Source organism: Nostoc sp., assembly GCF_036917575.1.
Lineage (GTDB): Bacteria > Cyanobacteriota > Cyanobacteriia > Cyanobacteriales > Nostocaceae > Nostoc.
In genome coordinates this window covers 1-20,991 of record NZ_JBALDC010000041.1, presented here as the reverse complement: position 1 = coordinate 20,991, position 20,991 = coordinate 1, and the positions used below count along the sequence as shown (strand labels likewise).

Below are 20,991 nucleotides of genomic sequence, written 5' to 3'. Positions count from 1 at the left end.
TACTTCAGAACCTCAAATCTCCCAATAGTCTATGCCCGTTCCCCACTTCCTTTTAAAAAAAATCCAGTATCTTGACGAAAGGTAATTTTTTAGGGTGTTGTTATACGCAATACTAAGATATTCTTGCTTTCTTGATCAAGATTGTCATGGTTCAATTCGATGAACAGCTACGCCGCTTAGTTGCAGAAGCCTGTAGACACCAACCTGGAAGCCCTCAGCGTCAGAAGCTGCTCACGCAAATTATTCGTTTGACAGCAAGTAGACTCTGGAGGGAACCTACTCCCTACTATCAAGACGCACTACAACAAACTTGGTTGTATTTCTGTCGCAATGTTTGTGAAGGTTTGACAGGCCAAACCTACGATCCCAGTTATGGCAGTGTGATCACCTGGCTGAATGCTTACCTAAGACGGAGACTACAAGACTTTTACCTTAACCAGAACCGAGAACAAGCCACAACAGTCTCTCTGAAAATTTATCAATCTACATCCGGTGGAATAAGTGAAACTATCGATCCTGTAGATAACCTACCGGCTAGCCCCCAAGCACCTCCGATTTTGGAAGACTTGGAGATATGGGCGAAGACAGATTCGGATGGAGAACTGTGCGGTACTTACATTAAAGGGCGTCCAGATGTGAATTGTCAGGTGTTAATTCTCAAACGCTTACCTCCAGAAGTTAGCTGGAAACATTTATCTGAGGAATTTGGGTTGTCAATTCCGACATTAAGCAGTTTTTATCAACGCCAATGTTTACCGCGCTTGCGTAAGTTTGCAGAATTGGAGGGATTATTATGATCGGTGCTATTAGCGAATAGCTAGGGTTAAGCCAGTGCTGAGTTAGAAGTAGTACTGATGAATCTTCTCACTTTCAGCCGAGGTATTCATTCCTCGAAATTAATTTTATGCCTAAGCCTAGTACCGCAAGGCAAAAGTCACGCATAATTGTATCCCAAGCTCTTGTGTTATTTGAAATAGTAAATTTATTTACGCAGTGCTGTAGTAGTTAATTTTACTTTTTACTCAGCACTATTTCGGTGGGTTTTTGTTTAAAGTTTGCGATCGCCTTTGAACTATACTTTGCTAATCAAGTTTCACTGCGATCGCAACAAAATTGTGCAAGCTCAAAGATTTGGTAAGGGATGGGAATGGTAACATTACCTTGTTAGCCTATAGTTTATCCTATGTGTTTCTGCTTATCACCTCTTGTCATTGCTTATGGCTAAAACAACTAGGATTTTTGGCGCGAATTCTGTAAAGTTTAAAAGCAAAAGTCGGGAAACAGCAAAAACGTGCTGGCTCACTTCCCTAGCTCGCTTTTTACGTCTGCCTTTGTACTTCCTGGTCGCTTTGCTATCCATTGTCGGTTCACCAGTGCTAGCAAAAGTTCCTAGCTCAATCAATTCTTCATCCCAACTGTCAATAAATCTGACATCGCTGGCTGTGCCTACTGATGCCGCTTTACTTTTAGAGCAGGGCAAAGTTTTATACAGTAATGGCAACTTTGCCAAAGCTATAGAAGTGTTACAACAGGCTGTCCAAATATATAAGCAGCAAGGGGAGAACCTCAAACTAGCAGTGGCACTGAGTAATCTTTCCCTAGCTTACCAGCAACTCGGTGCATGGAGTCAGGCGCAGCAGGCAATTACAGAAAGCTTAAATTTACTCCAAGGATTGGATGAAAAGCAAAATCTGCAAATACTTGCCCAATCACTAAATATTCAAGGTCGTCTGCAATTGGCAAAGGGGCAGTCCGAGGCGGCTTTGGCAACTTGGCAGCGGACAGAAGAAATTTACAAACAAGCAGATAATCAAAGTGGCGTGGTGCAATCGCTAATCAATCAAGCACAAGCATGGCGCACCCAAGGATTTTACCCACGGGCAATCAAAACACTCGCTCGAATAAGTCAGACGTTAAAATCTCAACCCGATTCTATAGAAAAAACGGTGAGTTTGCGATCGCTCGGTGATACCCTTTTGGTATTGGGCGATTTGGAAAACTCACGCCAAGCCCTAGAAGAAAGTCTGAAAATTGCTCAAAATCTCCAATCAAAGGCTGATATTGCGGCTAGTCTATTCAGTTTGGGAAATAATGCTCGTAAACAAAACCACAAGGAACAGGCGATCGCCTATTATCAACGAACAGTCGCAGAATCTCCCTCACTTCTCACAAAAGTTCAAGCACAACTCAATCACCTGGGACTACTGATTAAAGATAAAGAATGGGCAAAGGTTCAAACTTTTTTGCCATCAATTGAGTCTAAACTAAACCAACTCCCCCTCAGCCGTGCGAGTATTTACGCTCAGGTTAACTATTCACAAAGTTTGTCAAAAGTCAAGAGTGGTGTATTACAAGCATCCAGTCAGAGTTTTTACTCAGGATTCAGTACAAAAGACTCAGCAAAGTTACTCGCTAGTGCCATTCAGCAATCCCGCAGTTTAAAAGACAAGCGGGCAGAAGCTTATGCTCTGAAGAGTTTAGGCGGCTTGTACGAAGAAACCAGACAGTGGGCAGAAGCGCAAAAGCTGACGCGGGAAGGATTAGCTTTGGCACAGAGTAGCAATGCACCAGAAATTACCTATAGCTTGGAGTGGCAGTTAGGTAGATTGCTTTGGGCACAAGAAGATATTGATGGTGCGATCGCCGCTTATGATGCTGCTGTAGACACTCTTGAGTCTCTCCGCAGAGATTTAGTAGTCAATAAAGATATAGTCAACCAGGATGTACAATTTGACTTCCGCGACAGTGTAGAACCCGTCTACCGCCAGTCAGTAGAGTTACTACTGCAATCTCAAAAAGGAAAACCAAATGAAGAAATATTGGAGAAAGCACGAGAGCGGATTGAAGCACTCCAACTAGCAGAATTAGACGACTTCTTTCAGGATGCTTGTTTGCAAGGTCAGAAAGTAGCTTTAGATCGAGTAGTAGACAAAGATAATACCAAGGCTGCCATCCTTTATCCAATTATTCTTAGTGACGAACTCCAGGTAATTGTCAAAATTCCTAAACAACCTCTGCAAAGCTACAGTACCAAGATTTCCCAAACAGAAGTAGAGAAACTCTTAATAAAACTGCGAAGAAATCTTGTCGATCCAACTGCTACTAAGATCGTCCAAACCCAATCGCAAGAAGTTTACACCTGGCTGCTTAAACCCATTGAGTCACAACTGCTAAAAAGTGGCGTCGATACGTTAGTGTTCGTCCTAGATGGGCCATTACGCAATTTACCAATGGCAGCTCTCTATGATGGTAAACAATACTTGGTAGAGAAATATGCGATCGCCCTGAACGTCGGTCTACAACTCCTTGACCCAAAACCGCTGGTAAAACAGCAGCTGAGAGCACTAACCGCAGGACTGACTAAGCCGCCGCCAGGATTTCCCAAGTTTGCACCATTGCTGGCGATCAAATCTGAATTTGACGGTATTGCTAAAGCAGGAGTTTCGACAACCAGCCTACTGGATGGAGATTTTAAGAAAAAGAATTTGGAAAGTGAAATTGGTGCTGCTTCATTCAACATAGTGCATTTGGCAACCCACGGTCAGTTTAGTTCCCGCCTTGAAGAGACTTTTATTTTAGATTTTGATGGTCAGATCAATGTCAGAGATTTTGATACTCTTTTCCGCAGTCAAGGTAAAACCGTAGTAGAATTATTGGTTTTAAGTGCTTGCCAGACAGCAACAGGAGACAACCGTGCAGCACTCGGTCTAGCAGGAGCCGCTGTCCGTGCTGGGGCACGTAGTACCATAGCTTCCCTGTGGCAAATTGATGATCAATCAACAGCGATGTTTGTTAGTGCCTTTTATCGAGAACTCAAGAGTGGCAATACCACCAAAGCCGAAGCAGTCCACCGTGCGCAGCTACAATTACTTAAACATCCCAACTATAGAGCGCCAAGCTTTTGGTCTGCCTATGTATTGATTGGCAATTGGTTGTGATTTCAGGAACCTATCTTTGTAAGCGATCGCTCAAATTGTCTGCTCAAAATTTTGCAACTTATCTGCTAGTTAATAAACTGCTTTTAACAGATTGAAGCTGATTATACTAAAAGTATAAATACCCAAAACCTCTATCTTATATATTATCTCAATATATAATTGCTTAATTTTATGTAATATTTTTACCTAATCGCCAGTCCCAATTTTCTTTTTCCAGTATTCAATTTTGTGGCATAAATTTATTGAATGCGGGTGATATATACATAGCAGCATTGAACCCTAGAAATTGACTTATGAATGACTTTTCCTATCAGCTAGATGATTTCGCTTTAACATTGCCGATTTCCCAAACAGCTCGCATAACTGCCCAGCAATTTGCTAACCAGCAACCAAATCCTGAAAAAGCAGAGCAAGTCCGGCTGAATACTTTAGCTGTATGGGTGGTGAATGACTACTTGCAGATGATGGATATTTCTACCGATCTTCAAGCTAGTGACAGTTGGAACCCGATCATGCGCCTGTGTGGGGATGTTGCTGATTTAGAAATGCCCTCAATTGGGCGTCTGGAGTGTCGCCCTGTCCATTTGCATCAGCAGATATGTTCTATTCCTCCAGAAACTTGGGAAGAACGGGTGGGTTATTTAATCGTTCAATTTGATGAATCCCTCGAAGAAGCAAGGCTACTTGGTTTTCTCCCTAGTGTAGTAACTCAAACAGTTCCTTTAGCGCAACTGCAACCATTGGAAGCATTTATTGACCATATTTGGCAACTGCGTCAATCTCCAGTTAATTCATTAGTGAATTTGAGTCAGTGGTTTGCTGGTATATTTGAGACTGGCTGGGAGACTATTGAATCGCTGTGGAACGTGCCGGAACTCAGGCCAACTTATGCCTTTCGCAGTGTTGAAACTTTGGAATTAGATGCCCTCAAACAACCAGAATCAATTACTAAACGAGCAAAAGTGATTGATTTAGGTATCCAAATCCACAACCAACCTGTGATGTTGATTGTGGAAATTAGTCCCGAAAAAGATCGACAAACTAGTATTCATCTCCAATTGCACGCCACTGGAAATCAAATCTACTTGCCATCAGGAGTTCATCTCACTGTTATAGATAGTTCAGGAGCAATATTTCTCGACGCTCAATCTAGAAAATTAGACAACTACATTCAGTTACAATTTCGTGGTGAACCTACAGAGCAATTTAGTGTTAGGGTAGCCTTAGACAATACCAGTATCACCCAATATTTCCAAATTTGAAATATGTAGCTATCTTCCCTCTTTGTCGTTAATTTATTAAGTGATAACTGATTAACTAAAAATTAAAAATTAAAAATCCAAGCCAGCTTTTAGGGATTTTGAAAAAATCTGTAGACGCATCTGGGACTTGCGATCGGACATTAGAACAGGGCACGATCTTGTACAGAGAGATAGCGACGGTTATGGGTAAATTAGTGGCGATCAAATTTGGAGAGGGTAGTTTTGAGCAAGGGTTTGCTGTCACCCTCCAAATTGGTGAAGAAGACCAGCACGCTGCAACAGAAATCACTGGCAGGCTACCTTCATTTCCGGAAATGCCGCTCTATTATAGTCATTGGCGGTCTAGTTATCGGCAGATAGGCAATCGTTATCGCCTCCATGCTGACCAAATGCAGGTGACGAATGTATCGATGGTTCAAGACTGCGAAAACACTTCTCATATTTTGCGGGCACGCTTTAATACCTGGCTGCGAGCAGAAGAGTTTCGCCCTTTAAGGGAAAAATGGTTAGAAAAATTATCGTCTAATGACGAAGTACGGGTGATTCTACAAACAGAAAATAGCCAATTGCAGCTATTACCCTGGCATTTGTGGGACTTGTTAGAACGTTATCCCAAAGCTGAAATTGCTCTTTCTTCACCATCTTATGACCGCACTCACAAGCCACACACTCTCAATGAATTAGTCAATATTTTGGCAATTGTGGGCAATAGTAAGGGGATTGACACCCAAGCCGACCGAGCTTTATTGCAACAGTGTAGTAACGCAGAGGTGAGCTTTTTGGTAGAACCACAGCGTAAGGAATTGACTGAGCATCTTTGGAGAAAAAACTGGGATATTCTCTTCTTTGCCGGACACAGTTCCAGTCAAGGAAATGGCGAAAGTGGACGAATTTACCTGAATAGAACCGATAGTCTTACCATTGGCGAGTTAAAGTACGCTCTCAAAAAAGCTATTGATAATGGTTTGCAATTAGCTATATTCAACTCCTGTGATGGATTGGGATTGGCGCGAGAATTAGCTGATTTGCAAATTCCTCAAATGATCGTCATGCGCGAACCTGTGCCAGACCAGGTTGCCAAGGAGTTTTTAAAGTATTTTCTCCAAGGCTTTGCTGGTGGCGAGTCTTTATATCAAGCGGTACGCCAAGCGCGGGAACGCTTGCAAGGACTTGAGGATAGATTTCCTTGTGCAACTTGGCTACCAGTGATTTGCCAAAATCCGGCGCAGATACCACCGACTTGGGATAAATTAAGGTCTGCAAAATCTGAAGATGAAGATAAAGCAAGTTTACCTTTGTCTAACAAACGCAGATTTAAGAGAACTGTGTTATCCAGCTTGGCAGTTACAGCTTTGGTTTTTGGGGTGAGATTGGTGGGATTGTTGGAAAATCAAGAAATTCCAGCCTTTGACCTGATGATGCGATCGCGCCCCGTAGAAGAACTCGATCCGCGACTGTTGATCATCACAATTGACGATGACGATCTCGCTACTCAAAGACAAAATGGCGAGTCCTTGATTGGAGCTTCTATTTCTGAAAAATCTCTCAATAAACTCTTAGCAAAACTGAATCAATACCATCCCCGCGCGATCGGCTTAGATATCTACCGTGATTTTAAGGCCAAAGAGCCAGATTTAATTACTCGTCTCCAGCAAACTCAGAACTTGGTTGGCGTATGCAAAGGGAGCGATCGCACAGTAAATATTAAAGGTATTAAGCCACCGCCAGAAATCCCCCCAGATTTTTTAGGATTCAGTGACTTTATCCACGATCGCGATGGAGTTATTCGTCGGCATCTTCTGTTCATGAATCAGGAGACGACATCATTGTGTTCTGCTGAATATTCCTTCAGTTTACAACTAGCATCCCTTTATCTGCGCCCTTTAGGAATTCAAACACAGTTCACCCGCGAAGGATATTTGCAGTTGGGTAAGACTATTTTTCCGAATCTGAAGTCTCGTACTGGTGGCTATCAAAATATTGATGCTAATAGCGGTCAAATCTTACTCAACTATCGTTCTTCAAAAGAAATAGCCGAACAGGTAAAACTAACGCAATTTTTATCTAGTCCAATTAACCCTAACGCCATCAAGAACCGGATTGTTCTGATTGGTGTGACTGCAAAGGGGGATTCTCCAGACACTTGGCCGACACCTTATGGCATTCCTTTAGATGAGCAAATGCCAGGAGTACTGGTACAAGCTCAGATGGTCAGCCAGATCCTTGGTGCAGTTCAAGATGGGCGGCCTTTGCTGCGGGCTTGGTCGTGGTGGGCAGAGGTAGTCTGGATTTGGGGCTGGTCTTTGATTGGGGGAGTTCTGGCTTGGCGCAGACTTTCGTTACCCTGGTTGGTATTGGCAATCGGTGTTACTTCTAGCGTTTTGTATGTAGTTTGCTTTGGTCTATTAATTTCGGGTGCTTGGGTACCTTTTGTACCGTCGGCTTTATCGCTCGTAGCGATGGCGAGTTTGATGTCAATTTATAATCATTCAAAAACAAAAGTCCGGGTAGGGAATGGGGAAGAAGCAAGGGTGCAGGGAGTAGGGGAGAAGTTGCTGTGAGTTTTTCCTCTCTGCTTTTCTGCCTCTTTCAATCTAAAATCCTAAAATCATAATAAGGTCAGGTTTCTATGAATTTAAATTCACAACCGATAAAACTGTTTTTAGTAGTAGCTTTTAGTTGTACAAATTTATTAGTTAGCCTGACTCCAATACTGGCAAAACCAACTCCTAATCGCTCTAACGCTAAAACAACCCTTGCTCAAGCCACAACTTTTACTCAACCTCCAATTCCACCTGGCTCCTCTCCTGGAGGTCGCGTTCGTGGTGGAGCAAAGCGCGGGGGGCCTAGTGGATGTCCTTCACCTAAAATTGACTTGACTGCTTTAGTACCCTTTACTGAGGAAGCTAACTCTGTAATTAATGTCTGGGCACAAACAACAGTAGAACATCCAAGTTGGTTTTTCTATGTGCCATATACTAAAGATTCGCCATATACAGTTGAATTTGTGTTGCAAGATTTAAACGCTAACCAGGTATACAAAAAAGCGATCGCTCTACCGGATAAGCCTGGAATCGTCCCCGTTTCTTTGCCTAGCACTGCTCCCACTTTAGCGGTAGGCCAACAATATCGCTGGTTTTTCACCATTAACTGTGACAAGCAACAGAATGCTCCCCCAACTTATGTTGAAGGGGTAATAAAACGAGTTAACCTCAGTCAACCAACAGTCAAACAACTAGAAACCGCAGAACCTCTAAAGCGCTATGCTCTTTATGCCCAAAATGGAATATGGTACGAGGCACTGACGACGTTGGCTCAACTGCGCCAAAAAAATCCTCAAGATCCAGCCCTGAAAGCAGAGTGGCGAAATTTGTTAGGCAGCATCCGCTTGGATGATGTTGCCGAAGAACCCATTCTTCCAGAAACACCTTAAACTAGGAAAATAATGTTTACTTAAGCGAATATTTGATAGTAGAGACATTGCAATGCAACATCTCTACAGAGGTGTTGTTTAGTTTGCAGCACCCACTAAACCATTGTGCCTGAGCAAAGCGATCGTACTTGGTTCACGACCCCGAAAAGTTTTAAACACCTCCATTGGATGCTTGCTACCACCGAGTGCTAGCACCGTATTGCGATAACGCCGACCTGTAGCTTTTATTGCTTCTTCATTTTCTAGCCCAGCTTCTTCAAAAGCGGCAAAAGCATCAGCACTTAGTACTTCAGCCCATTTATAACTGTAGTAACCTGCTGCATAACCACCCTCAAAAATGTGCCCAAAAGAACATAATATTGAATCTTCTGGAAGTGGTGGTAAAACACTAGTAGTCTTGGCTATACGACGACGTACATCTGCTGGAGTTTCATTGCTACCAGAACGATAGCGGTAGTGTAGTTCTAAATCAACACTGCTCAGGTGAATTTGGCGTAACATACCAGTACCACTCATATAATTACGCGCCGCTAGCAGCTTTTGATAATAATGCTCTGGTAGGGCTTCTCCAGTTTCGTAATGTTTAGCCATGCCAAACAAAGTGGGTCGCTCATAACACCAGTTTTCCATAAATTGACTGGGTAGTTCCACTGCATCCCATTCCACATTATTGATACCTGCGGCTCCAGTATAGTCAACCTTAGTGAGCATGTGGTGCAATCCATGACCAAACTCGTGGAACAAAGTCTCTACTTCATAGAAAGTCATCAAACTCGGCTTGCCATCTACTGGGGGAGTTTGGTTACATATCAAATAAGCTACAGGCAACCGGATGGCAGTTGTACCATTTTCAGTTTTGGCACGATTGATGCATACATCCATCCAAGCACCACCGCGTTTTTCTGCTGGACGGCTATAGGGGTCTAAGTAGAAGTAAGCGATGGCAGAACCAGTTTCATCAGCTATTTGGAAATAACGGACATCTTCGTGCCATACTGGGGCTTGACCATCGGCTGGAGTTACAGTAACACCAAATAGCCGCTTAACAAGTCCAAACAAGCCATCTAGCACTTGGGGAAGGGGAAAGTAAGGACGTAATTCTTCAGCGGTAAAGGCAAATTTTGCTTCTCGTTGGCGTTCTGCCCAAAAACTGATGTCCCAATGCTTTAAATCTTGATATTCTTCTCCATAAGATGCAGCAAAAGCTTGGAGTTCTTTTAAGTCTTTGACAGCAGCATCATAACTGGCCTGGCGTAGTTCTTCTAATAGTGCTTCGGCTGCCTCAACATTAGGAGCCATTTTACTTGCAAGGCTCAACTGAGCAAAACTCTTAAAGCCAAGTATATCTGCGAGTTCTTGCCGTAACTCCAAAATACGCACAATTAACGGGTTATTATCTAAATCGCCACTAGAAGCGCGAGTGATATGAGCTTTGTAGAGCTTTTCACGCAAATCTCGACGGGTGCTGTGTTGCATGAAAGGGCCGTAGCTGGGGAAGTCTAAAGTAATGCGCCAAGGGCCATTCTCTGGTGTGGCGTTCTCTTCTTTTGCCGCACGTGCAGCTTGAGCGGCTAAACTCACCAAACTTGGTGGTAAACCGTCAATTTCTGCTTTTGTTGTCAGGGTTAAGCTAAAGGCTTTTGTGGCATCAAGTACATGGTTAGAGAATTTGGTCGAAAGTTCTGCCAACTCCATCTGAATGGCATTGAAACGCTCTCTTGCCTCTCCTTTTAAGCCAACACCAGAAAGTTCTGCATCTCGAATAGCAGCTTCTACAATGCGCTGTTGGGCTAATTCTAAAGTTAGCCAACTATCACTGCTACGGAGTGCCTTAAAAGCATTGTAGATGGGTTGGCTTTGACCGAGTTTGTTGATAAATTGTACAACTAGTGGCTGTACAATTTCATGAGCTTCGCGCAGTTCCGGGCTATTTTTAACACCCATTAAATGATTTACCACCCCCCAACTCCAGGTAAGCCGTTCTGTCAGCTTTTCTAAGGGTTCTACTAAACCACTCCAAGTCGGCTGTACGCTAGTCTCTAAGGTGGCAAGTTGCTGGTCAAGTTCTGCTAGCAACTGATTAAAGGCTGGTGCTACTCGTTCTGGTTTAATCTCTGCAAAGGAAGGTAAACCAGTGCCTTGGAGTAAGGGATTATCGGAAATAATGGTACTTGCACTCATAGTTTTGTGTGACTGCGAACAAAAAAAATCATTGTTGATTTTTATTTATATATCTTCTAATGTAACGATCGCTGTGCTATTTAGTATTGCGATTCTGGCAAAAAGGTAAAAAAACGATAATTCCTCACAAAAGTATCAGGATAGGACTATTTTGTTTAATTTATGAAGTTGCGATCGCATATCGTAAGTGTTTCTGCTCATCGCAAAGTGTATTCATTTACCTAAATCTAAATAAAGGCGATGCCAAGGGCGGGCTACGCCAACGCCAAAAGACACGCTTGCGTACTATGTCAAACAGCTAACTCATCCGCCGTCAGCATGGGCGTTACCTGGAAAGCGCAGTTTCAGCCTAAGAATTCCGCGTTTTCAAGGCGTGGAAGCGTACAAATTATCTGAGGGTAAGCGAGTGTCTTTACCAAACCAAAAAGGAGGCTTCATATTTCCATATTTATGATATTATTTGGCAACTCATCTTTTTACTCATAAAATCGAAGACAAGATCAAGGTTAGTAGAAAAGAGTCCCTAAATTAATGAATACGTTAATCAGTCAGGGTGGAAGAGCTATCACTAAATTTCAGGTGGTAGACCGGATAAACGATATCGCTTGGCAAGCTCATCAAGGCAGCGTTGCGGCGATTATTCAACTATTGAATGAAAAGCTAGCCCACTCTTGTGTCAGAACTAGAGCCATTTTTTCTGATGGTGTCTTACAAATTCTGTGCGAAGCAGCTAAAGTAGAGCAACTAGAGCAATCTCCCCTAGTAGAGCAAATCCAGCAAATTCTTGAGTCTATTGCCCCGCGTTACATTCGCCGTGTTAAGATCAACAGTCGGATTGTTCGAGAACAACAATTGTTGTGGTTAAAAGAATTAGATAGCGATCGCGAAAATCAATTGCTTTGGTCACAGGAAATTACATTAATTCAGCCCAATATTGTCAAGCAATTAATTAAAGATATCACAGAAGCTCAAGCTGAACTAGGAAAACCAAATTATCCTAAAACTCAAGTCTCTCGTCCTTTAGTACTGATTAACAAAGAAAAATCCAAAAATAAACCTAAAACAAAGATATTAGCAGCTGGTTTCTGCTCGCTGTTGTTACTTAGTTGGGTTGTTTATGCCCAGCTAGGTAATAAACTAATAAATGTGATACAACTAGAAACTTCCAAATTTTTAACTACAGAAAATACTAACAACAGGAAAGCCCAAACAACATCCCGCGCTCCTAACAATAGCTTTTCTGAGCCATCCGACGATCCATTTCAAATATCTGTGCGAATTGCCAACCAAGCTTCTGCATCTGGTAAAACAGCTACAACCTCAACTCAGTGGTTAGAAATTGCTGCTAAGTGGCAACGGGCTTCAGATTTAATGAGTACTGTACCACAAACCTACAGCCGTTATCAAGAAGCTAAGATTCGTACTCAACTTTATAAAAAATACAGTGAAGCGGCACAAAAAGAAGCAGATAAGAGCAAGTCTTAATTTTTTGTGATTGGAATTCGATTAATAATTAGTATTCCAGCATAGGTAATGGATTATTTACTTTACTTCTCGCGCTTCACTCAAGCGCGTAAAACGAATTTCAATGGCTAAGGTTTGTTTTGGGGAATAAGAGCAAATTCCCCACTTGATAATATCAGTTGTGCCACTGAATAGGCGCGAAAGAGTTTTTAATAACACATATTTAATTTCTGGATGAGTAAGTTGGTGGGAGAAAACACAACTATCTTAAGAAAGATAAATGAAGCTAAAGTCTTTTCTCTCCTGCCTCATTTAAACTACAAATATTTACGCCGTTCTAGTCATGTCTAAAAAAAAATCGACCTTATTGTGAATAAAGTCGATTGAATCAAACGGATTAATTTGTGGAGTCAATCTAAAATTTAAAATCTAAAAGGTGTATATCCCCTAACTCAGAAGTTCTCCTGTTTCTTGCAGGGAGTGCAAGCGGCGGTAAATACCCTCGTGACGCAAGAGTTCATCGTGGCTACCCACTTCTACAATCTTTCCTTGCTCTAGAACAACAATTTTATCAGCTTCCCGGACTGTGCTTAAACGGTGGGCAATAACGATTGTGGTACAAGTGCCCTGAATCGATCGCATCGCTAGCTGAATTGAACGCTCAGATTCATAATCTAAACTAGAGGTGGCTTCGTCAAAAATCAGCACGTCTGGTTCTACTAACAACGCCCTAGCAATTCCCAAGCGTTGTCTTTGTCCTCCAGATAGCCTGACACCTCGTTCCCCCACAACGGTATAATAACCTTTAGGTAAGTGCTGCACTACTTCATCAACTCTGGCAATTCTACAAGCTTGTTGAACCTGCTCCAAACTAGCATCAGTTCTGCCGTAAGTGAGATTATCTAATATAGTACCGTTGAAAACATCTACTTCTTGGTGAACGATCGCTAATCTCCGTCTATACTTACCGACATTCAAAGTGCGAATATCTTGACCATCAATTAGAATTTGACCTTCTTGAGGTTCAAAATATCGCAACAGCAACTTCACGAAAGTAGACTTACCAGAACCGGAACGCCCCACTAATGCCACTGTTTGGTATGGCTCAATCAACAAGCTGATATCTTGCAAAACTTGATGGTTGGCATCATATCCAAAACTGACGTGTGACAACTCAAGTTTTCCGGTAAACTTTAATGGTGATTGTGTCTGACTACTCTCTTCTAAAAGATTAGCTGAATCAGATGCAGTTGGCTCTTGCAGAAATTCGTGAAACCGCAGCATCGGAGAATAACGACGCGCAAAAACTTCTGCCAAGTTACTAATAGGTTCTAATTCGGCATAAGCCATGCTAGAAAGAGTTAAGGTCATGACAAAATGACCGAGAGAAATTTTTCCATTTACTGTTGCTGCTAAAGTCAAACCCAGAATTGTAAACACACAAAACTGAATCACGGTTCTTTGCCAAGTACCCAGTTTTACATAACCTTTATGGATGCGATAATCAAGCACCATTAGTTCACGAGCTAAACGTTGCTTTTGCCGTTTCAGTTCCCTAGCTTCTGTAGCAAATGCTTTCACCGTTTTGATATTGGTGATTAATTCAGAAGTACGGCTTTCGGTGTTCTCTCCATATTTATCCAGACGACTTTCGTACCCAATTATCTGTTGTAAATTCTTCAAGCTAAAGCTGAGAATAATTACAAAGGAAATTAGATATAAAATTGCAATCCGCCACTCAATGAACAAGATAAATACAAAAATTCCCAATACACGAGCCAGTTTAGGAATTAACTGTCCGGCAATTTCAGGGTAACTAAAAGTGTGGTTAGAAATACCTCTAGCTACTCTTCCGGCAATACGTCCAGGATTATTTTCATCATAAAATTCTAGTGGGAGAGTAAGAACTTTGGCGATCGCTGTTTCGTTGTTATCTCGACGCGATCTAAAAGCTATATCCCAATGAAACCAAATGGTTAACCAGGCTTGTGTTGGCGCTCTCACTACAGTGACAACGAAAATTAAACCCAGCAATACACCCAAAGATAGAGTTTTATTAACTGGGTAATTAGTTATGTCTGAAAAACTTGCGATCGCACTTTCAAGTGGTTTATCCAAAGGTTGATTAGACAAAACGTTTAAAATCTGCCCGATCGCGTAAGGTACAACTAAATCAATAATTTCGTAAATGCTAGATGCTGCGATACTGAAAACACCCAGCTTCCAGTAAGAGCGAAAGTAATTGACAGTATCTTGAAATTTTGCCATGATGCACACCGTCCAAGAGCGCGATCGTAAACTTGGAATTTTTATACTACAAATGTATTACAAATCAGTCAAGAGCTAGATGATAAATCACTCTTTGGGAGTAGTTAGTAGTTCTTGAGGGAAGAATTCGAGGCGATAGCGGTAGAGAGCAACTGGTCGAGAACCAGCTTTGAAGTAATCTGGATCTTGGGGTGAAAGATAGACAGCAGTAACTTGATCTGCTTCAATCGCCGGATTAGATGTTGAAAGTTTATGATAAGCCGTAGTAGATTCTACAGAGTTTAAATAAGGGCGTGAACCGCCTTTAAATAGTTGTTGAAACACTTCTGTGGTGACAAACTTGCTATCAAGGGTAGTTTCTGTGGCCCGTGCAGTCACAATGGAAACTAGTTGGCGACTGCTACGTAAGAACGTAATTTGACGATTAGGTGAATCTGGATCTACTTTAACTAATAACACTGCTTCATCACCTAAATAAGCTCTCGCCAGATTCAAGCTATTGAATGCTCTATCTGCTACTAAAATTGGAGATTTGTAATCTCTCTGAGGAAATACTTTTAACCCAGCAATAGATGGTTGCTCTTTCACAAATCTTACTAAAAAACTCACAGGCTGATTTAGTTGTCGGCGATTACCCTCAAACCCCGGTGTTACAATTGGTGCTAAAGGTGCGGCTAAATCTACCAAGGTACTTGTAACTTTCCAAGTACCAGCCATCCATTTAGGGTAAACCAAATCACCCGAAGCTGGTTGTACTGAAGTTAATTTTTCCCACTGAGGAAAATTTGCTAACCGTTGAGACAACTCTCCTGCAATAGCTTCACCACCGCACGATAGGAAAAAAAACAGCAAGCAAAAACTCCAAATTCTCTTCATTACAAGCATTAGCAGTTTTGGTTTTAACGTTTATTATTTATCGAGAAAAAATCAAGTAATTTTGTGTAAAAACTAAAACTTTGTAGTAAGATAATTAACCCGACAATCCCAAATTATAGTGACAGCATGACATTGGCACTAGGTATGATTGAAGTTTATGGCGTTCCTACAGCAGTGGAAGTAGGAGATGCTATGTGTAAAGCTGCCCGTGTAACCCTTGTTGGTTATGAAAATACTGATTTGGGACGAATTACCGTGTTAATTCGGGGAGTTGTGGGCGAAGTAAATGTAGCGGTGACAGCAGGACTAAAAGCAGTGCTGCGAGTTAACGGTGGCGAGGTACTTTCTAATCACATTATTCCCCGCCCTCACGAAAATTTAGAATATGTTTTACCGATTCATTACAGCATTAATATCGAACAGTTCAGTGCAGATATTCGATTTCCTCCACCTTTATCAGTTTAGCTCTATTAAAGTTCTGCTGGTAAAGGTTGCCAAATATCCCCATACTGCTCTTTTAAAGCTTGCCAAGCTTCCACTTGTCCTGGTTCATATTCTCCCGGTTTACCCCATTGCAAAAATAGACTTAAAGCAGGTTCTTGTTTATCATCTAAAAACCGAATTGCATAAGTTGTAAAATTACCCCTTTTCGCTTCACCAGTTTCAAATTTTACCTGAGTAATTTTGTCCATATTCAAATGAAACTCAAAACCTTCAGTATGCATATTCGCATACTTCCCTTTAGGCAATTCTGCATAAAATAACTTTTCTATCTTACCTCGTGCTTCCAATACAGCAGCGCTGCTAGTAACGATTAAACGCAAAGTTCCCAACGTCTCACAAGCTGCTAAAAATTCTTTCAATGTTGTGGTCATTTGTCATTTGTCCTTTGTCATTTGTCATTTGTCGTTGGTTAAACGATGAGTCCTAACTAATACCCATTCCCTATTTTTCATATTGTTCATAAGCAGCGACAATGCGCTGAACTAGAGGATGGCGCACAACATCTCTTTGGGAAAATTCACAAAAGGCAATGCCTTCAACGTGTTTTAAAATTTGTAAAGCTACTCCTAAACCTGATTGTTGGTGAAGTGGCAAATCAGTTTGTGTCATGTCGCCTGTAATCACCATCCGCGAACGGAAGCCCAAACGAGTCAAAACCATTTTCATCTGAGCAGGTGTAGTATTTTGAGCTTCATCCACAATTACAAAGGCGTTATTGAGGGTGCGTCCCCGCATATAGGCAAGTGGTGCGACTTCAATCACACCGCGTTCCATTAAACTGGGTACTTTTTCTGGGTCGATGAATTCATAAATAGCATCGTAAAGTGGGCGAAGATAGGGATTAACTTTCTGCTGTAAGTCTCCAGGTAAAAAACCGAGTTTTTCGCCGGCTTCGACGGCAGGGCGAGTTAAAATTAGCTTTTCAAACTGGTTGGCAAGGAGTGCTTGGACGGCAACAACAACAGCGAGATAAGTCTTGCCAGTACCAGCAGGCCCAATTCCAAAAGTAAGATCGCGTCTGCGGAGTGCGTCGATATATTGGCGCTGGCGAAAGGTTTTGGCACGGACTTCTTCACCTCGGCGACTTTTGGCGAGAACATCTCGCTGTAAATCTTGCAGTTCTCCTTGGCGATCGCTATCTATGGCTTGACGAGCTGTTAAAATATCGGCACTGGAAATAGTATTGCCTTTAATCCAGAGGTCTTCAAGCGATCGCACTAATCGAGAAGCCAGATCAATTTGCTTTTCGGTACCAGAAATCACTAATTCCTGTCCGCGTAGCACTAAAGCGGCTCCTGTTTGCTGAGATAAGATTTTGAGATTTTCTTCTCCATCTCCGGTAAGAGCGATCGCACTGGGAATATTCGGCAGCTGAATTGTTAAAGCACCTGCCATAGTATTTCGTAATTGGTGAGGATCTGTGTTTGACAAAGGTTAATCTTTTCTCGCTAACGGCGAAATTACGCTTTTACTACTTACATTGTGGAAAAATTTTTGTAATAAATTAATCACTTATAGGGGCGTACAGCTTGCCCTCATCCTCTAATTCCTTATTACCAAGATGTGTGTACACGGTAGCATATTGGCAGAGGGGCTGGGGGTGAAGGCAAAACTCATGCACTCAAAAGATTTCATCTGAAGTTGACACCAATGCAAAGCTGTACGTTCCTACTAGTAAAGAGTCCAAAAAAAGATTCAAAAATCTTTTTACAAGTTTCCATCTTTACAAAAATTCTGAGCGGAGGTAATAACAACCGCTCAGATTTGCTCTCTAGTTTCAACCTAGCGGAGGCGGGGTTTAACAATGGGTTTAGGCCCATCATTTCCACGCGGTTCTCTCTTAATCGGCGGTGGCGATCGCTCTTCTGTCTCTTCATCAAAAGACATACCCTCGCGGCCCGGAGTGGTGCTGCCGTAGATATCCAGGTATGTTAACTGCCCTGCTGCGGCTGCGGCTGCGGCAATTACGGTGCGAATCGCCTGAATATTGCGTCCCCCTCGACCAAATACTTTTCCTTTATCTGTGCTTTCAAAAGCGATGCGAACCCAAACCCGGTTGAGGGCATGAGAAATTTCACAATCGACGCTTAATGTCTCTGGAGATTCCAAAAACGGCTGCACCAAAAACCGAACTAGCTCAACATAGTTGGGGCTAGCTGTTGGGAGTTTTGTTCCGATATTATGATGCGGCTGTTGCACTGACCTGCTCAAAAACATTAGCTTTTACTAGAATGCGACGAACAGTATCAGTGGGTTGAGCGCCTTGTTGTAGTCGCTTGACGATGGCGGGAACGTCTAGTCGCACTTCATCAGTTCTGGGGTTGTAGAATCCCAACTCTTCTAGGGGACGGCCATCACGGCGAGCGAGGTTGTTAATGGCGACAATGCGGTAACTTGCTTCCCGCTTTTTACCGAATCGTTTCAAGCGCAGTTTGATCATGATTGAAGAATCATTCTCCTAATTGGTAAGTATGCCGAAATGCTAATTTTAGCACTCGTCTAGCATTTGCTGCTATTAGTCCTTTGTCATTTGTCATTTGTCATTAGCAAATTACCCATGCCCTGTGCCTAAAGATTGCCAAAGCCTTTTTTCTTTTTATCTTTGGGTTTTTTCTTTTTCGTGGCTGGGGCTCCATCGTAACCTCGCCATCCGGGGGCTGGGGGACGATTACCAGCACCGGCAAAGGCGTTGCCCATGCCGCCACCGCCGAACATTCCTGGCATTCCAGGAAAGCTACCTTGACCCATTTGCTGCATGAGCGATCGCATTTTTTGGAAATCACCCACCAGTTTAGTCACATCTGACTCTCTATAGCCGGAACCAGAAGCAATCCGCCGCCGCCGACTGGGAGAACTGGCTAATAAGTCGGGATCATGGCGTTCTTGGCGAGTCATGGAGTTTATCATCGCCTCACAGCGCTTCAGCTGGGTTTCTCCCTGTTTCAACTGATCGTCTGAAAGCTTATTCATCCCTGGAATCATCTTGATGAAGCCTCCCAGAGAACCCATGTTCTTCAGCATCCGCAATTGCTTGAGAAAGTCAGTAAAGTCAAACTTCGCTGACAGAATTTTCTCCTGCATTTTCTCAGCATCGGCTAAATCAAACTCTTCCTGGGCTTTTTCTACCAGGGTTAGCACATCGCCCATACCGAGAATCCGTGATGCCATGCGATCGGGATAAAACGGTTGCAGTGCCTCGACTTTCTCACCCACGCCCACAAATTTAATCGGCGCTCCCGAAATCTGCCGCACTGAAAGCGCTGCACCACCACGGCTATCACCATCTAATTTGGTGAGAATCGCCCCAGTAATGCCAATCTGATCGTGGAAGGTGCGGGTAAGATTTGCGGCCTCTTGACCAGTCATCGCGTCCACCACCAACAGAGTTTCATGGGGTTGGACGGTTGCTTTGATCCGGGCTAATTCCGCCATCATATCTTCGTCAATTTGCAGGCGTCCAGCAGTATCAATAATTACTGTGTTGACACCTTCTGCTTTAGCCCGTTCTACACCTTGCCTTGCGATTTCTACAGGATCGGCGTCGCTTCCTAATTCAAATACTGGTACGTCAATTTGCTTACCCAACGTCACCAACTGATCGATTGCTGCTGGGCGATATACGTCTGTCGCCACCAACAAACAGCTACGCTCTAATTTACGGAGATGTAAGGCTAACTTAGCGGTAGCTGTGGTTTTACCAGTACCTTGCAACCCAGCCATCAGCACAATGGTAGGCTGTTCCTGGGCTTCTGCTATGGGAACATTCTCTTCTCCCATCACCTGCACCAGTTCATCATGAACAATTTTGATGAACTGTTGATCAGGTCGCACGCCGGTAATCACCTCGGCTCCTTGTGCTTTGGCTTCGACTTCGCTAATAAAATCTTTTACTACCTGGAGATTGACATCTGCTTCCAACAAGGCGCGGCGCACTTCGCGCAATGCATCTTGAATGTTGGATTGAGAAATTTTGTCCTGTCCCCGCAGTTTTTTCCAGGCTGATTCTAAACGGTCAGATAGAGCATCAAACATAATGTAATTACAGGTAGTTCGCCAATGAAGAATTCTAAACCGCCGATGAATGCGATTTGGAATTTCCGCTAAAGTTTAAACGTGCTATCTACCAGCTTAGTATTTTTCACCGCGACTGTAGCAACCAGATACGGATTGGGGATTAGGGACTGCCGCGATCGCTAATTCGTAATATTATCAGTTAGGTAGCTACGGTAGCCAAGATGTCGCAGCGAATCAAAGTATACTCATACTCGATATACCACTCGTCAAATTCATATATTGGTATTACTCTTGCCGAAAAAGCATTGCAGGGTTTACCTGTTGATATTGAACGACGACCAATTTACATACCAAAGGAGCGAGGTATAAAAGTAGCTGACCTCCAAGGACGAAGTGAAAGCGCCCTGTTATCGTCGTATCACAAAGAAGATTGTTTACGATGGGCAAAAAGGTACGGTATTGAAATTCGGCTCAAGGAGTTTGAAGAATTTGGTAGATGGATCAAGCGCTGGGAGAAAATGAAATTTGGTCGTGAAGAACTTCCCGCCAGAGCGTATTACGCTGCTTGTGGAACCGGGAAGGAGCATCTGCTTGATGCTGCCTTCTTTCGAGCGACGTATATTGACCTACTTGATGTCAACGATGAGTCTGTGATTAAGAAAGTTGCAAATGATGTTGGGCTGAATGGCGATCGCATTCTTGAGTTAATTTACGGGGAAGCAGCCAAACAAGCAGCAGTGGTAGCTTTGGCAGAATACGAACAGTTTGGCTGTCCCGGAGTCCCGACTTGGGTAGTGGAAGGCGAAAGATTTTGGGGAAAGGATCGTGTAGATTGGGTAACAGAAAAGGTAAAACAATTAATTATTTAATATTCCTGTAACCAAAATAGTACTTAGTGCTGAGTAAGTTGGGTACATAGCAGCCTAACTTCAGTTATGAAAAATCAAAAAACTGTAAGTATCCCTCTTCTGTCACTTTCCGGTTATTCTAAATAAAAGGATTAGAAGAAAAAACTCTGCAAGGGAGGTAGGGCAATGGATGTAGAATTACA

Annotated in this window: 16 protein-coding genes; 8 read left to right on the top strand and 8 right to left on the bottom strand. The window is 42.7% G+C overall.

What is annotated here, in order from left to right; genetic code table 11:
- Positions 1-146: 146 nt before the first annotated feature.
- The 5 genes from V7K79_RS10275 to V7K79_RS10255 all read left to right on the top strand — a co-directional run bounded on the left by V7K79_RS10275 (position 147) and on the right by V7K79_RS10255 (position 8,633).
- Positions 147-797 (top strand): sigma-70 family RNA polymerase sigma factor, encoded by a 651-nt coding sequence (locus V7K79_RS10275; RefSeq protein ID WP_335047209.1) that lies wholly within the window; start codon positions 147-149, stop codon positions 795-797.
- A gap of 420 nt (positions 798-1,217) precedes the next feature.
- Complete coding sequence (locus tag V7K79_RS10270) at positions 1,218-3,938, top strand: CHAT domain-containing protein (RefSeq protein ID WP_335047207.1); 2,721 nt, start codon at positions 1,218-1,220, stop codon at positions 3,936-3,938.
- Positions 3,939-4,231: 293 nt separating this feature from the next.
- Entirely contained in the window at positions 4,232-5,200 is a 969-nt protein-coding gene (locus V7K79_RS10265; RefSeq protein WP_335047205.1) for a DUF1822 family protein, read from the top strand.
- Positions 5,201-5,382: 182 nt separating this feature from the next.
- Positions 5,383-7,761, top strand: coding sequence for a CHASE2 domain-containing protein (locus V7K79_RS10260; RefSeq protein ID WP_335047316.1), 2,379 nt, complete (start codon positions 5,383-5,385; stop codon positions 7,759-7,761).
- A 68-nt stretch (positions 7,762-7,829) separates the two neighbouring features.
- The gene (locus tag V7K79_RS10255; RefSeq protein WP_335047203.1) at positions 7,830-8,633 is read left to right on the top strand and encodes a DUF928 domain-containing protein; all 804 of its coding nucleotides are present in this window, start codon (positions 7,830-7,832) and stop codon (positions 8,631-8,633) included.
- A gap of 78 nt (positions 8,634-8,711) precedes the next feature.
- On the opposite strand, the gene V7K79_RS10250 is transcribed toward V7K79_RS10255, so the two are convergent.
- Positions 8,712-10,814: a M3 family metallopeptidase gene (locus tag V7K79_RS10250; RefSeq protein WP_335047201.1), complete on the bottom strand. Its 2,103-nt coding sequence runs from the start codon at positions 10,812-10,814 to the stop codon at positions 8,712-8,714.
- A gap of 531 nt (positions 10,815-11,345) precedes the next feature.
- Here V7K79_RS10250 and V7K79_RS10245 point away from each other — a divergent pair.
- The gene (locus V7K79_RS10245) at positions 11,346-12,299 is read left to right on the top strand and encodes a hypothetical protein (RefSeq protein ID WP_335047199.1); all 954 of its coding nucleotides are present in this window, start codon (positions 11,346-11,348) and stop codon (positions 12,297-12,299) included.
- Positions 12,300-12,725: 426 nt separating this feature from the next.
- Here the strand turns inward: V7K79_RS10245 and V7K79_RS10240 are convergent, their stop codons facing one another.
- Together V7K79_RS10240 and V7K79_RS10235 are read right to left on the bottom strand one after the other, a co-directional pair.
- A complete protein-coding gene (locus V7K79_RS10240) occupies positions 12,726-14,546 on the bottom strand; it encodes an ABC transporter ATP-binding protein (RefSeq protein WP_335047197.1) in 1,821 nt (606 codons plus the stop codon).
- An 87-nt stretch (positions 14,547-14,633) separates the two neighbouring features.
- Complete coding sequence (locus V7K79_RS10235; RefSeq protein WP_335047195.1) at positions 14,634-15,431, bottom strand: DUF6816 family protein; 798 nt, start codon at positions 15,429-15,431, stop codon at positions 14,634-14,636.
- A 117-nt stretch (positions 15,432-15,548) separates the two neighbouring features.
- Between V7K79_RS10235 and V7K79_RS10230 the strand changes: the two genes are divergently transcribed.
- Positions 15,549-15,887, top strand: a complete 339-nt coding sequence (locus tag V7K79_RS10230) for a carbon dioxide-concentrating mechanism protein CcmK (RefSeq protein ID WP_335047193.1) — start codon at positions 15,549-15,551, stop codon at positions 15,885-15,887.
- Positions 15,888-15,892: 5 nt separating this feature from the next.
- On the opposite strand, the gene V7K79_RS10225 is transcribed toward V7K79_RS10230, so the two are convergent.
- From V7K79_RS10225 to ffh, 5 genes are all read right to left on the bottom strand, one after another.
- Positions 15,893-16,297, bottom strand: coding sequence for a ChuX/HutX family heme-like substrate-binding protein (locus V7K79_RS10225; protein ID WP_335047191.1), 405 nt, complete (start codon positions 16,295-16,297; stop codon positions 15,893-15,895).
- 70 nt (positions 16,298-16,367) lie between these two features.
- Positions 16,368-17,321, bottom strand: a complete 954-nt coding sequence (locus V7K79_RS10220; protein WP_335047314.1) for a PhoH family protein — start codon at positions 17,319-17,321, stop codon at positions 16,368-16,370.
- 387 nt (positions 17,322-17,708) lie between these two features.
- Positions 17,709-18,143: a KH domain-containing protein gene (locus V7K79_RS10215; protein ID WP_335047189.1), complete on the bottom strand. Its 435-nt coding sequence runs from the start codon at positions 18,141-18,143 to the stop codon at positions 17,709-17,711.
- Positions 18,106-18,366 carry a 30S ribosomal protein S16 gene (gene rpsP / locus V7K79_RS10210; RefSeq protein ID WP_292783039.1) on the bottom strand — a complete coding sequence of 87 codons (261 nt, stop codon included), beginning with the start codon at positions 18,364-18,366 and terminating at the stop codon, positions 18,106-18,108. Before rpsP ends, V7K79_RS10215 begins: the two co-directional genes overlap by 38 nt.
- Positions 18,367-18,494: 128 nt before the next feature.
- Positions 18,495-19,958 carry a signal recognition particle protein gene (ffh, locus tag V7K79_RS10205; RefSeq protein ID WP_335047187.1) on the bottom strand — a complete coding sequence of 488 codons (1,464 nt, stop codon included), beginning with the start codon at positions 19,956-19,958 and terminating at the stop codon, positions 18,495-18,497.
- A 203-nt stretch (positions 19,959-20,161) separates the two neighbouring features.
- Between ffh and V7K79_RS10200 the strand changes: the two genes are divergently transcribed.
- On the top strand, positions 20,162-20,809 hold the full coding sequence (locus V7K79_RS10200; RefSeq protein ID WP_335047185.1) for a 2-hydroxychromene-2-carboxylate isomerase: 648 nt from the start codon (positions 20,162-20,164) through the stop codon (positions 20,807-20,809).
- Positions 20,810-20,991: the final 182 nt, after the last annotated feature.

Bases quoted from the DNA above. Each gene is read 5' to 3' on its own strand.
- V7K79_RS10275 (WP_335047209.1), top strand. From the start codon at position 147: ATGGTTCAATTCGATGAACAGCTACGCCGCTTAGTTGCAGAAGCCTGT.
- V7K79_RS10270 (WP_335047207.1), top strand. From the start codon at position 1,218: ATGGCTAAAACAACTAGGATTTTTGGCGCGAATTCTGTAAAGTTTAAA.
- V7K79_RS10265 (WP_335047205.1), top strand. From the start codon at position 4,232: ATGAATGACTTTTCCTATCAGCTAGATGATTTCGCTTTAACATTGCCG.
- V7K79_RS10260 (WP_335047316.1), top strand. From the start codon at position 5,383: ATGGGTAAATTAGTGGCGATCAAATTTGGAGAGGGTAGTTTTGAGCAA.
- V7K79_RS10255 (WP_335047203.1), top strand. From the start codon at position 7,830: ATGAATTTAAATTCACAACCGATAAAACTGTTTTTAGTAGTAGCTTTT.
- V7K79_RS10250 (WP_335047201.1), bottom strand. From the start codon at position 10,814: ATGAGTGCAAGTACCATTATTTCCGATAATCCCTTACTCCAAGGCACT.
- V7K79_RS10245 (WP_335047199.1), top strand. From the start codon at position 11,346: ATGAATACGTTAATCAGTCAGGGTGGAAGAGCTATCACTAAATTTCAG.
- V7K79_RS10240 (WP_335047197.1), bottom strand. From the start codon at position 14,546: ATGGCAAAATTTCAAGATACTGTCAATTACTTTCGCTCTTACTGGAAG.
- V7K79_RS10235 (WP_335047195.1), bottom strand. From the start codon at position 15,431: ATGCTTGTAATGAAGAGAATTTGGAGTTTTTGCTTGCTGTTTTTTTTC.
- V7K79_RS10230 (WP_335047193.1), top strand. From the start codon at position 15,549: ATGACATTGGCACTAGGTATGATTGAAGTTTATGGCGTTCCTACAGCA.
- V7K79_RS10225 (WP_335047191.1), bottom strand. From the start codon at position 16,297: ATGACCACAACATTGAAAGAATTTTTAGCAGCTTGTGAGACGTTGGGA.
- V7K79_RS10220 (WP_335047314.1), bottom strand. From the start codon at position 17,321: ATGGCAGGTGCTTTAACAATTCAGCTGCCGAATATTCCCAGTGCGATC.
- V7K79_RS10215 (WP_335047189.1), bottom strand. From the start codon at position 18,143: ATGTTTTTGAGCAGGTCAGTGCAACAGCCGCATCATAATATCGGAACA.
- rpsP (WP_292783039.1), bottom strand. From the start codon at position 18,366: ATGATCAAACTGCGCTTGAAACGATTCGGTAAAAAGCGGGAAGCAAGT.
- ffh (WP_335047187.1), bottom strand. From the start codon at position 19,958: ATGTTTGATGCTCTATCTGACCGTTTAGAATCAGCCTGGAAAAAACTG.
- V7K79_RS10200 (WP_335047185.1), top strand. From the start codon at position 20,162: ATGTCGCAGCGAATCAAAGTATACTCATACTCGATATACCACTCGTCA.